The sequence below is a fragment of the Methyloversatilis discipulorum genome, from assembly GCF_000527135.1.
GTDB lineage: Bacteria > Pseudomonadota > Gammaproteobacteria > Burkholderiales > Rhodocyclaceae > Methyloversatilis > Methyloversatilis discipulorum.
In genome coordinates this window covers 3,713,709-3,726,464 of the sequence record NZ_AZUP01000001.1, presented here as the reverse complement: position 1 = coordinate 3,726,464, position 12,756 = coordinate 3,713,709, and the positions used below count along the sequence as shown (strand labels likewise).

Annotated in this window: 10 protein-coding genes; all 10 read right to left on the bottom strand. The window is 66.3% G+C overall.

The window, feature by feature from the left end:
- Positions 1 to 10 precede the first annotated feature (10 nt).
- From METFAM1_RS0117435 to METFAM1_RS0117390, 10 genes are read right to left on the bottom strand one after another with little or no spacing between them, the layout of a single operon-like run.
- A complete protein-coding gene (locus tag METFAM1_RS0117435; RefSeq protein WP_019916745.1) occupies positions 11 to 874 on the bottom strand; it encodes an ATP-grasp fold amidoligase family protein in 864 nt (287 codons plus the stop codon).
- 16 nt (positions 875 to 890) lie between these two features.
- Positions 891 to 2,246, bottom strand: a complete 1,356-nt coding sequence (locus METFAM1_RS0117430) for a putative O-glycosylation ligase, exosortase A system-associated (protein ID WP_019916744.1) — start codon at positions 2,244 to 2,246, stop codon at positions 891 to 893.
- 15 nt (positions 2,247 to 2,261) lie between these two features.
- Positions 2,262 to 3,623: a phenylacetate--CoA ligase family protein gene (locus METFAM1_RS0117425; RefSeq protein WP_019916743.1), complete on the bottom strand. Its 1,362-nt coding sequence runs from the start codon at positions 3,621 to 3,623 to the stop codon at positions 2,262 to 2,264.
- Positions 3,616 to 4,446: a sulfotransferase domain-containing protein gene (locus METFAM1_RS0117420; protein WP_024300806.1), complete on the bottom strand. Its 831-nt coding sequence runs from the start codon at positions 4,444 to 4,446 to the stop codon at positions 3,616 to 3,618. The genes METFAM1_RS0117425 and METFAM1_RS0117420 overlap by 8 nt, the downstream gene beginning before the upstream one ends.
- On the bottom strand, positions 4,439 to 5,686 hold the full coding sequence (locus METFAM1_RS0117415; protein WP_024300805.1) for a glycosyltransferase: 1,248 nt from the start codon (positions 5,684 to 5,686) through the stop codon (positions 4,439 to 4,441). The genes METFAM1_RS0117420 and METFAM1_RS0117415 overlap by 8 nt, the downstream gene beginning before the upstream one ends.
- A complete protein-coding gene (locus tag METFAM1_RS0117410; RefSeq protein ID WP_019916739.1) occupies positions 5,683 to 6,897 on the bottom strand; it encodes a TIGR04063 family PEP-CTERM/XrtA system glycosyltransferase in 1,215 nt (404 codons plus the stop codon). Before METFAM1_RS0117410 ends, METFAM1_RS0117415 begins: the two co-directional genes overlap by 4 nt.
- Before the next feature lie 17 nt (positions 6,898 to 6,914).
- Positions 6,915 to 8,828: an XrtA/PEP-CTERM system amidotransferase gene (locus METFAM1_RS0117405; RefSeq protein ID WP_019916738.1), complete on the bottom strand. Its 1,914-nt coding sequence runs from the start codon at positions 8,826 to 8,828 to the stop codon at positions 6,915 to 6,917.
- 13 nt (positions 8,829 to 8,841) lie between these two features.
- Entirely contained in the window at positions 8,842 to 9,990 is a 1,149-nt protein-coding gene (locus METFAM1_RS0117400; protein ID WP_019916737.1) for a TIGR03088 family PEP-CTERM/XrtA system glycosyltransferase, read from the bottom strand.
- Complete coding sequence (gene xrtA / locus METFAM1_RS0117395) at positions 9,987 to 11,504, bottom strand: exosortase A (RefSeq protein WP_019916736.1); 1,518 nt, start codon at positions 11,502 to 11,504, stop codon at positions 9,987 to 9,989. Before xrtA ends, METFAM1_RS0117400 begins: the two co-directional genes overlap by 4 nt.
- Positions 11,491 to 12,753, bottom strand: a complete 1,263-nt coding sequence (locus tag METFAM1_RS0117390; protein WP_019916735.1) for a TIGR03087 family PEP-CTERM/XrtA system glycosyltransferase — start codon at positions 12,751 to 12,753, stop codon at positions 11,491 to 11,493. Before METFAM1_RS0117390 ends, xrtA begins: the two co-directional genes overlap by 14 nt.
- Positions 12,754 to 12,756: the final 3 nt, after the last annotated feature.

The window sequence follows — 12,756 nt, the reverse complement described above, 5'->3', positions numbered from 1 at the left end:
GGCCCGCTGGTCAGTGCGCCTGTTGCCAGAAGCGCCCGACGGTCAGGTCCCATTCGTCCGGGCGGAAACGCATGCGCCCGCCCAGCGGTGTGAAGGTCATCTCGCCGAAATAGACCTGTCCGTGCACGTTGTACAGATCGACACGGACGAAATCGAAACCCTCGGACAAGCGGGCACCCACTTCGAGCAAGCGGTCCAGATTGGCCGGTCGCGGCATGTTGAAGTCCTTCTGGTTGTCACGGTAGCGGAAGGGCAGCAACGTCCAGTCCCGATCGTACAAGGCGTTGATACCGTGCCGACAATCGTCGACCTGGACCAGCTGCGGCACGCCGTCGAAACACCACAGCTTGTAGTCGAGCGGACCGTTCTCCTGGCCATCGTCGAGATAGGCCTCGATCACGACGCGCGGCTTGATCTTCGCGTAGTGATACTCGTGGTCGATCCAGTAGTAGTCCTTGCCCAGCCACTCGGTCAGGCGGGCGATCACGTCATCGCGGTCACAGGCACCGTCGATCAGAATATTGCCGCCGGAGCCATTGTTCGTCTTGATGACGCATTTCGACGGCAGCGTGTCGAAAGGAATGCGCCGCGGGTCGGTACCCGACCAGATCAGATCGACCAGGTGTTCCGCACCAACCTTCTCGCGCACATAGTCGCGCACCGCGTACTTGTCGCTGAGGCGCGAATAGAGTGCATTGCCGCGCCTGTTCACGACGAGCATGCGCTGCAGCACCTTTTCGGTGAAACGCTCGACGTGCGCCGGGTCGAAAGGACGACCATGCACCTTCTCGTAACGCTTCATCAGTTGCAGCTCGCCGATCGCGCGTCTGTTCAGTCGACGGCGCAGCGCGCGCCAAGCCGCTTTGATATCCATGTCGTGTCTTCCCGTGTCACCCGGACGAGCCGGATCGCGCTGGATCCGGCTTCGCCTTCCAGGGCCACAGGTGCGGAATGCGGCCGCCAGCGAAAAGCCCGGCCGGTCGCGCGCGGGCCCAGTCGTCATCCGGCAGGCCTGCGAGACGCCGCCTGATCAGCCAGGTCGTCGCGACAACGACCACGATGAGCGTGTAGTAGTAGTCGAAGTAGGCCAGGCCGAGGAAGAGGCCGGCCGTCGCGTAGGCGATGAGACTGACCTGGACCATGCGCATCATGTCCGCCACCCAGGCGATGTCCGGCATCTTGCGCGCCCGGCGGGCGCTCCAGCCGGCGCTGAGCCAGGTGAACAGGCCGAGGGTGAAGAACAGACCTAGCCCGATGTAACCGTGTTCGCCCAGCACTTCGAACACAACGCTATGCACGTCGCGCACATTGGTCGGATCGGGCGCGTACATCGCGAACACCTGTCGCTTCCAGCACTCGAAACCGCCGCCGAAGATGCGGTCGTTCGCCATGTTGAAGCTGGTCCACCATGCGTTGACGCGCCCCTGTGCGGACTTGTCCTCCTCGTGCGTCTCGATCGTGCTCATGCGGTCGTACCACGACTGCGGCATGAAGTTCGCGATCGCGTAGCCGGTCACCGCCAGCAGGAGGGCGGTTTGTATCTTCTTGCGGCTGTTCAGCCAGATGAACACCGTCATCGATGCCATGCCCAGCATCGCGCCCCGCGACTGCGTGCCGATCGCCGCAAAGGCGGTCAGCACCACCCAGGTGGTCAGGAAGAGCTTGAGCAGCGGATTGGCCGCCCGCGACCGCATGAAGTAGAGCAGCGGCACCGTCATCGCCAGCGCGAGACCGATCTCGTTATTGCCGCCGATGAAGGTGCCGGGCGGTCCCTGCACGCGGAACACGCCGCCGCGCAGGATGGTGAAGATGCCGCCCTTGAATCCATAGAAGCCGATCGACGCCGCCGACACCCAGAGCAAGGCCTCGATGCGGTCGAAACTGCGCATGATCATCAGGGCCACGAAAATCATCAGCTGGATCTTCAACACCTTGTCCAGCTGGATCTGCGCGTCGGCCGGGTAGATCGCCTGTGTCGTCGTGATGCACATCCAGATGACGAACAGCGCGAGGATGATGCTTTCCCGCGTCCAGATGATCTTCTTGATCTCCTTCGAGAACAGCAGCGCCACCAGCGTGGTCAGTGCAACGATCATCGCGAACGGAAAGCTCAGCGAAAAACCGTAGGCCAGCCGGTGCGGGTTCATCAGGCTGAGCCACGTGAACACCAGGATGCCTATCCAGGGCGTACGCAGGATGAAGGGCAACATGCCGAATACGGCGATGGTGACGACGATGTCACGCACGGCGCGTCACCTCGATCATGCAGCCACCTTGCTGACGACGTAGCGGAACTTGCCCGAGCCTTCGGCGGCGATCTGCGCGACGTGCTCGACCACGACCTCGACCGATTCGCCGAGCCGCGCCTTCATGCCGGCGCGGATGCGCGCATCGCCGTCGGCCGGGAAGCCGGCCTCGGTCACCACCTTCACCCGGGTCAGATCGAGACTTTCCTGCTCGATGCGGAAGCCGGCCACGCCGGGCATGTCGCGCACGATGTAGATCAGCGCCAGGCCATGCATCACCGTGCCATCCCTGGCGACGATGAAGTCGGTGCTGCGGCCCTGCACTTCCTTCAGCACCGGCAGCGTACGACCGCAGGCGCAGGGCACGTCGTCCGGCGCTGCCAGCACACCGACGTCGCCGGTGCGGTAACGCACGAAGGGGAAATCACGGGTGGCCAGATGGGTGACGACAATCTCGCCGGATTCGCCCGGCGGCAGCACCCGCCCTTCCCGATCGACGATTTCGACGATCACGTCTTCGGCGGTGATGTGCAGCGAGCCGGACGGGCATTGGTGCGCGATGAAGCCGGCGTCACGGCCGCCATAGCCATTGGCCACCGGCGCACCGAAACTCTGTTCGATCAGCGTGCGCTGATGGTCGTACAGGCGTTCCGACGTGACGAACACCACCTTGATGCCGAGATCGTCCAGGCGCACGCCCTGTCGCTGCGCGTGGCGGGCGATGTGGGCGAACGCCGACGGGTAGCCGAACAGCATCTTCGGCCGCAGCGTGCGGATTTCGTCGATGAAGCCGTCGACCTTCGCATCGGACATTTCGAACGCCGGCAGCAGCCGGGTACGCATCAGGCGATCGCGCAGCAGGCGCACGCGGTCCTGCGCGCCCAGTTCGATCGGGCTGCCCCACAGCACGATTTCCGGGTCACCGATATCGACGCCCCACCAGCGCGTGGCCCGCCATTTGGCGGCAACGTCACGACTGACGCGTTCGAGGCCGATGTAGAAGATGAGCGGCACGCCGCTCGACCCGCCGGTATTGAAGCGCGCCAGACCACGTGCGTCGTCGGCTTTCAGCGCATCGGTGTGAGCGCGGATCAGCGGCTTGTCGAGGAAAGGCAGGCGCTGCAGGTCGGTCAGGCTGGACACCGCAGCCGGATCGAAACCGATGCGCGCGAACAGATCGCGGTAGTAAGGAACGTGTGTCGCCGCATGCGTCAGCAGCGCGCGCAGGCGTTGCACGCGCAGCGCTTCCAGCCGCTCGCGCGGCCACCACTGGCTGTCCTCCATCGCGCGGCGGTCGGCCACCGTGCTGTGCTTCTTCAGCCTTTCCTGCAGCGGAAAGACGAGACCGGACACCAGACGGGTACGCAGATCAGGCATGCGTCCCCCGCACGGCGGCGAAGCGCGCCATCAGTTCGTCGCACAACTGGGCCACGGCCGGTTCGACCGGCGGCGGCGCCTTCTTGCTGATCGAACTGGCGAACACCTTGCGCGTGATGAAAGGCGTGAACGGCAGGTCGATGAAGCGGAACGCCGCCTCGCATTCCTCGACCGGGTGCGTTACCAGCGACTCGTAGGACAGCAGCTTCACTCGCGCATTGCGGTCCAGCTTCATCTGGAAGAACAGCAGATTGCGGAAATACCAGATCAGCGCGGCCGCGGTCGCCTCGTTCATGTCCGGACGCCACAGCTCGCGCACTAGGCGCAGCGTGTCGTCTGACATGCCGCCGGCGAACCACTCGCCGTCAGCCTTTCCGCGCACGATGCGGTCGATCTGCTGCGAAAAGCGGCCGAAGGACACCAGCGCGGAATTCACCGCATCGCGGTACTCACGCACGATCCACAGCGCCTTCGACGGCTGGAACTCGCTCATCAGCGCCGGCAGGCGATCGAGTTCGCACAGGCACTTGATGACGAAGTGCGGCGCACGCGACTGCTCGACCAGCCGGCGGATCACCGGCAGCTCGCGCATCATGTAGTTGTCGAAGGCGCGCGGGTCGCGCTCGTGATAGACGTCGGTCAGCATGCTGCGCTCGATCAGGTCCATCAGCATATTGGTGCCCGAACGCTGCATGCCGGCGACAAACACGTGACGGCGTGCGCCGGCGGCACGCGGCAGGCGCTGCACGCACCACTTGGACGCGAGCAGGGTCCGGTACTCGATCTGCTCGCGCACATGCGCCCATTTCGATGCTTCAGCCAACTCGTCTGACTCCTTCGTCGGTGGCGACGACCGCTCCGCTGCGGCCCAGTGCCCTGAACGCGGCGACCAGCATGGCCACCCGTCCATCCCATTCATTGTCCCGCGCGTAGGCGAGGATGGCATCCCGGTCCCAGTCGCGTGCGAGCGCGGCGGACAGCGCCGTCTGCAGCGCGGCGGCGTCGCCGAAGGGTACGACGGTACCCAGTTCGTCGCGACAGACGACTTCCCGGTTGCCGCCGACGTCGGTCGTCACGACCGGCAACCGGCAGGCCATCGCTTCGAGAAACACATTGGCCCAGCCCTCGTTGCGCGTCGCCAGTACGAACACATCGGCCGCCGACAGCGGCTGCTTGAGCGCCTCCGGCGGCATCGTGCCGAGAAAGCGCACGCAGTCCTCCAGTCCGAGTTCGCGCACCTGTTGCCTGAGCTGCGGCCCCCAGTCGCCTTCGGCGCTGGCACCGCCGATGATCAGGAAGAGCAGCTTCGGCACTTCGCGGCGCAAGGCGGGCAGCAGTTCGATCACGCGGTGGAAGCCCTTGCGCTCGGTCAGGCCGCCGACGCTGATCAGCACCGTAGCGTCGGCCGGAATGCCCAGCGCACGCCGGGCCTCGTCGCGGTCGACCGGATGGAACTTGCGCGTATCGACGCCATTGCCCACCACCTGCAGCTTGTCGCGGGCGATGCCGAGGCCGGCGGCGATGTCGGCCAGCGAAGCGGACACCGAGAACACGCGGTCGGCTCGTTCGAGCGCAGCGTGCAGGCGTTCGCGCAGTCCCGGCGTACGCGCGTGGCGGGTTTCCGTACCGCGCAGCGTGATCGTGAACGGCACGCGCAACCAGCGCGCCAGCAAACTGGCCGCATAACCATCGGGATAGCCGAAATGGGCGTCGAGCACGTCCAGACGACCCTCACGCTTCAGGCGTGCCAGCGTGCCGCGCGCGCCGAGCGCAAGCAGCACACCGTCGAGATTCTTGAACAGACCGGGCACCGACAGGAAACGCGGATGCAGCACGGTCACGCCCTGCTGCACTTCGACCCGCGGCACGTCCGGCCGGAAGTGCGGCCGTATCAGTCGAAGCAGCGACTGGAACGGAAACCAGGGCATCGGTGCGACCACGGTGAGCGGCAGTTCGGCGCCGACCCGGAACATGCGCTCGCGAATGAACACGCCGGCCTGCGGCTGCGCGCCGTTGGGGAACAACGTCGAGAATACGACGATGTGCGGCCCACGCTGCGTCATGCAGCCGCGCGGCCGGTCAGCCGGCCATAGACGTCGCGATAGCGCGCGACCGAGTTCGTCCAGTTACGCTCGGTTTCGACATAGCGACGCCCGGCTTCGCGCAGCTGCGGCCAGCGGTCCTGCATGGCCAGCAGGCGCAGCACGCTGCGCGCCAGATCGTCGGCGTCGCCGGCACGGAACAGCATGCCGGTCTCGCCGTCGCGGATCAGTTCCTTGTGACCACCGACGTCGGACGCCACCAGCAGCAGGCCCTGCGCCATCGCTTCAAGCGGCTTGAGCGGCGTCACCAGATCGGTCAGGCGCATCGAGTGACGCGGATAGACCAGCACGTCGACCAGGCTGTAATAGCGCTGAACCTGCGCGTGCGGCACGCGGCCGGTGAACTTCACGTGTTCCTGCAGGCCGAGTTCCTGCGTCAGCTTCTTCAGGTTCTCCTCCTGCGGCCCGCCGCCGGTCAGCAGCAGCGCGATGTCCGGCGCCTGCTGCAGGATGGCCGGCAGCGCACGCAGCAGCAGGTCCAGTCCTTCGTAGGCGTAGAACGAGCCGATGAAGCCGAGCACCCGCTTGCCGGTCAGCCCCAGTTCGGCACGCAGCGCATCATCGCCCGGAACGCCGAAGGCGAAGTTGTCGATATCGACCGCGTTGGGGATGACGGTGATCTTCGACTCCGGCACGCCGCGCGCGACCAGGTCGCGGCGCAGGCCTTCGCAGATCGTCGTGACGGCATCGACCTGTTGCACCGCCCGCGTCTCCATTGCGCGCGTCGCGCGGTAGCGCAGGCTGCCTTCGGTGGTGGTGCCGTGATCGACCGCGGCATCCTCCCAGAAGGCGCGGATTTCATAGACGACCGGAATGCCCAGCCGACGCCCGACGTTCAGCGCCGGGAAGGCATTGAGCACCGGCGAATGCGCGTGCAGCACGTCCGGCTGCAGTTCGCGCGCGACCTCGAACAGACGCGCTTCGAGCGCGCGCATCTGCGCCCGCTCGCGCAGCACCGGTACGCGGTCGACGGCTCCGGGTGTCCACGGCGTGCGATGGAAGGTGAGGCCATCGACCTCTTCCACCAGCGGGCCGGGCGCGGTGTGCTTGACGCTGGTGACGTGGTGCGTGTCCCAGCCGAGCTTGCGCTGCTCGCGCAGGATGGCGGCAGTGCGGAAGGTATAGCCGCTGTGCAGCGGAATCGAGTGATCCAGTACGTGCAGGATGCGCATCGGTATCGGTGTCTCTTTCAGGCGGCGGCACGGATGGCCGACGCTTCCTGGTTGCGCAGGAAGGCGTCGAACATGAGCAGGGTCCACAGCGACGCGCTGTAGTCGCGCAGGCCGGACTGGTGCGCGTCGACCAGGTGTTCGAGATAGGGGCGGTTGAACCAGCCGGTGTCGGCCAGACGGCTGCCGAGCACGGCGTCGCGCACACGCTGTTTCAGCGGGCCGCGGAACCAGCGTGCCAGCGGCACCGAAAAGCCCATCTTCGGGCGGTACATGATGTCGTGGGGCAGGTGCGGTTCGAGCGACTTCTTCAGCAGGTACTTGCCTTCCTGTCCGCGTATCTTCAGCGACGCCGGCAAGGTGGCCAGCCATTCGACCAGCGGATGGTCCATCAGCGGTTCGCGCACTTCCAGCGAGTGCGCCATGCTGGCGCGATCCACCTTGGTGTTGATGTCGCCGACCAGATAGGTGTTCAGATCGAGGTACTGCACCAGCGACAGCGGTTCGTCCGAGGTATGGCGCGCGGCGTGGCGGTGGAACACTTCGACCGCGTTGTAGCCGCCGAGCGCCGCCTTCATCCGCGGGCTGAACAGCTGCGCACGCATCGGGTCGCGCAGGATGGACACCGAGTGGAAATAGGCTTCCACCGAAGTGCGCGCCAGCGATTCGAAGGTGCTCTTGGCGCGGAACACGCGCGGCGCCCAGTCGGCCTTCGGGTAGATCTGGCCCAGCGTGCCGAACAGCGGCTTGCGCACGCCGAGCGGCAGGCGCGAACGCAGACGCTCTTCCATCAGGTGCATGCGGTAGCGGCGGTAGCCGCCGAAGCTTTCGTCGCCGCCGTCGCCGGACAGCGCCACGGTCACGTGCTTGCGCGCCAGCTGGCACACGCGGTAGGTCGGCAGCGCAGAGCTGTCGGCGTAGGGCTCGTCGTACAGCCAGGCCAGCGTGTCGATCAGGTCGAAGTCGTCGGACGCGACCATTTCAACGCGGTGGTTGGTACGGTAGCGGTCGGCCACCTGCTGGGCGAACTTCGATTCGTCGAAAGCCGGATCGTCGAAGGCGATGGCACAGGTGTTGACCGGCGTGTCGGAGGACTGCGCCATCATCGCCACCACCGCCGACGAATCGACGCCACCGGACAGGAAGGCACCCAGCGGCACCTCGGAAATCATGCGCAGGCTGACCGATTCGCGCAGCCGGCGGATCAGTTCTTCCTCGGCCTGCACTTCGTCGATCTGCTCGACGTGGCCGAAGTCGACGTCCCAGTAGCGGCGCGGTGCCGGCGGCGTTTCACCGCGGCGGATGCGCAGGCTGTGCGCCGGCTCCAGCTTGAAGGCGTGGCGGTAGATGGTGCGCGGGTCGGCGACGTAGCCGAGCGCGAAGTACTCTTCGACCGCCAGCGGATCGAGATCAAGGTTCAAGCCGCCGTGCGCGGTCAGCGCCTTGAGCTCCGAGCCGAAGATGAGCTGGCCGTCGGGCAGCAGCGAGTAGAACAGCGGCTTCACGCCGAGGCGGTCGCGCGCGAGGAAAAGGATGTCCTGATTGCGGTCGAACAGTGCGAACGCGAACATGCCGCGAAAGCGCTCGACACAGGCTTCGCCCCACTGCTCCCACGCATGCACGATCACTTCGGTGTCGCTGCGCGTGCGGAAGGTGTGGCCCAGCGCGGTCAGTTCCGGAATCAGCGACTGGAAGTTGTAGATCTCGCCGTTGAACACAACGATGACCGAACCGTCCTCGTTGGCCAGCGGCTGCTGGCCGCTCGCCACGTCGATGATGGACAGCCGGCGGTGACCGAGACCGACGCCGGGTTCGAGATGGAGGTCGCCCTCGTCCGGGCCGCGGTGATGCTGCGCCTCGTTCATCCGGTGCAGCACGTCGCGACCTACATCACGCCGGTTGCGCGTGTCGAAAATGCCAACGAAACCGCACATGCGGGAAATCCTGTCAGGTGGTGGAGCCGTCCGGGCGACCTTGCTTCGCGGACAGCGCAAGATAGGCGTCGCGATAGGCGGCAACCATGGCTTCAATGCTAAAGGAGGCCTCGATTTTCTGCCGTGATGCACTTCCGTGCGCATTCCGCAGCGCAGCGTCGGATGCGTATTCCTGCACGCAGGTCGACAGCGCTGCGACGTCGCCGGGCACGAACAGCCGACCGTTGATGCCGTCGTCCACCAGTTCTGGCGTACCGCCGACGGCGGTGGACACGATGGGCAGGCCACAGGCCATCGCTTCGAGGATGGTGTTGGAAATGCCTTCGCCCAGCGAGGGCAGCACGAACAGATCGAACGCCTGCATCAGCTCGGGAATGTCCTTGCGCTCGCCGGTGAGCCAGGCACGGTCGGCCACACCGGCTTCGTCCAGCAGCGCCTGACAGCGGGCGCGTTCGCCACCGTCGCCGACGATGACCAGGCGCAGGCGCTCGCCACCCGGCCGCCGCGCGGCATCGATGAAGGCGCGCACCAGGGTCGGGTAGTCCTTCACGCCGACCATGCGGCCGACGCTGCCGATCACGAAGGCGTCGCCGCGGAAGGATTCCGGCAGCACGCTGCGAGTGGTGTCGGTGCGCGGGCAGAAGCGCTGCTTGTCCACGCCGTTGTAGATCTGCGTGACGCGCGCCGCATCAACGCCGATGGCCTCGCGCAGCCAGTTCTGCAGGTCTCGACTGACGGTCAGATAGCGGTGGACGAAGGGACGCACCAGCCGGCGCAGCCGGTTGTAGCGCGCGTTGCTGCCGTCGAGATCGAACACGTCGCGCCCGTGCTCGCCGTGGATGCGCACCGGCACGCCGGCCAGCCAGCCGATCAGCACCGCTTCCAGCGCCGACAGATTCCGCGTGTGCAAGATGTCTGGTCGCAGCGTGCGCAGCATCTTCCACAGTCGCAGGTAATGCGCCGGATCTTTGCCCGGCGTCTTCTTCACGTCGTGGAAGGTGACGCGGCCGTCGCGTATGCGCTCGACGAAATGCGAATACCCCTGCAGGCAGACCACGTGGTGCTCGAAGTCACCTGGCGGGAAATTGTTGAACAGGTTCACCATCCCGTTCTCCATACCGCCGGTGCCGAAGTGATGCACCACGTGAACGACGCGCTTCACGGCGCGGTCGCCTTGCCCAGATGCGGTTCGATCACGGCGGCGAACCCAGCCAAGCGCGCACGCGCCGCCGGATCCTCGCCCTGCTGCGGCGTCCACAGCACCACGGCGTAGCCGCTGTCCTCGCCGTCGAGCAGCAGCGACCGTACGAACATGAGCTTGGCGCGCACGCTGCTGACGGTGGGTTCACCGTCGACGACGAACCAGTCGTGAATCAGCAGGCGCAGCGCGGTCGAGCGCAGACGCGTCTCGCGCACCGGATGCGCCGGCGTGTCGATCACGCGCTCACCGACGTTGGACCATACGTCGTGCTCCTGCCGGATCATGAAGTTGCGCGAGTTGATCAGTTCGGCGTCCTGTCGCTGGCGGCCGTACCAGGCCAGATGAAGCACCACGACCTCGTCGCCGCGACGGTACTGCACCGTGCGCTCGCGGTCCGGGTTCTGGAAGGTGGGCCGCCAATCGGTCAGCGCCGGCCCGGCATCGAGCGCCCAGCCGTCGCCGGCTTCGGCCGGCAGCGCCAGTTGTGGCGAGGCCGGCAGTGCGCGCTGCGCCAGTTGTGAGGCGTAGAGCGGTGGCAGCGTGAGCAGCACTGCCGCGGCTGCGGCCGTCAGCGCCGTACGCAGCATCGGGACCGGCCGCAGCGCGATCGAGCCGGCGCCGGGCGCGACATCGTCGGCTTCCTTCTCCTGCCAGAACGAGCCAACCCAGAACAGCAGCAGCATGATGACGCCGAAGAACACCCAGCCGTAGATGATGTGGTCGACACCGGTCGCCAGCTTCATGTCCGAATAGTGCGCGAGCAGCACGATCATCAGCGCGCGGAAGCCATTGGCGACAATGGGCACGACGAAGGACGCAACGATGAAGGCGGCACGGCGCCACAGCGTGCGATAGCTCAGGTAAGCGAACAGGGCGCCGACGGTCAGCGAGGCGATCAGGTAGCGCAGCCCGCTGCAGGCCTCGATCACCGACCAGCTGCCGGACGGCAGTTCGAAGAAAGTGCCTTCGCGATAGACCGGGAAACCGAGCAGTTGCAGCGAGGCAACGGTGAAGTCCGCCGTGTAATTCATCAGCGGCACCATCAGGCCTTCGCCCATCGGTACGCCGAGGAAAAGGAAGGCCAGCGGATAGGCGATAACCCAGGCGACACGCCAGCCGAGAACGGCGACGACCAGCGACGGAATGCTGGCGACGAAGGCCAGCTGGCGCACCACCTGCACGCCGGCGACGTCGGCCACCAGCCAGCCAGCCAGCGACGCGGCCAGCGCGGCCAGCCCCCACACGCTGGGCTGCGGCACGTGCGCCGCCAGCGCTACGCGCTTGCGCCACACCAGCCAGAGGAAGATGGGCGGCACGATGAGGCCGTGAGCGAAGGTTTCCGAACGCCACCAGATTTCCGCCATCGATACGGCGGTGCCCCAGTAGAGCCACAGCAGCAGTGCGAACAGCAGCAGGAATACCGGCCCGGCTGTCCGCCAGGGCGCAGCACTGCGTCCGGTATCAGCCGCGGGCATGGAGGACGTCGGGTTGTACATCGGGCGTGCTTCCGTGTGGGGTTGAACGCGCCGGAGCCGGCGCATCGAGCCAGGCATCGAGCGCGGCCAGTGCGCTGTCCCAGCGATAGACTTTGTCGATCCGAGCACGCGCGGCATCGCCGATCGCCTGCGCGCGTGCAGGGTCGAACAATGCCAGCACGCGCTCGGCGTAGCTGGCCGCGTCAGCGGCGATGAAATCGCGCTCCGGCGACGCGTCGAGGCTGGCGGCCAGCGTGTGCCATACGACCACCGGCCGGGCCATCGCCATCGCTTCGAGCACCTTGTTCTGGATGCCGCGTGCCACGCGCAGCGGCGCCACCGCGCAGGCTGCGTGCGCGACCCAAGGGCGCACGTCGTCGACGCGGCCGGTCACGGTGACGAAACCCGTCTTCTCCAGTTCGCGCACGGCAGGCGCCGGATTCATGCCGACGACGAAGAAATGCGCGGCCGGTTCGACGGCGCGGATGCGCGGCATCACTTCGTTGGCGAACCAGCAGGCGGCGTCGATATTGGGCCAGTAATCCATCGCGCCGGTGAACACGACCGGCTTGACGCCGTCTGCATAGGGATTCGCGCCAGCGTTGGCCGGGTTGAAGAAGTCGACATCGACGCCATTGGGCAGCGCCTCGACACGGCCTTTCTGCGCTGGCGCCAGCGACTCGAACAGCGCGACCTCGGCCGGCGTGACCAGCAGGCTGCGGTCGGCCGCAGCGACAACACGCGCTTCGAAATCGAGCAGCGTGCACGCTTCACGCCGGTACAGCCAGGACATGGGCCAGCGGTGGCGCGGCGCGTACTCCGACCACTTGGCCGAATCGACATCGACCAGATCGACGATGCGGCGCACCTGCGGATGGCGATCGAGGTACTGCGCCATGGTCGAGCAAAACACGACGGCCTTGGTGATGTCGTGACGAGCGATGGTGTCATCGACCCAGCGCTGCATCGCTGCCGACCGGTAATAGACGACGCTGAGCGCCTCGCCGGTCGCCAGCGCGCGCAGCGACAGCAGCTTGCGGCTGCGCGGGGCGATGGTTTCGGTGTGCAGCTGCGCGCACATCGCCTGCAGTGCCGTTACATGCGGCAGATCGGCGGCATCGTCGATGAAGGCACCGACGTGCAGCGCATGGCCGCGCGCCAGATGCTTCAGCAGATGGAAGGAGCGGATCTTGTCGCCCTTGTTGGGCGGAAAGGGCAGCCGATGGGCAAGGAAGAGCAGCGGCTCCACGCC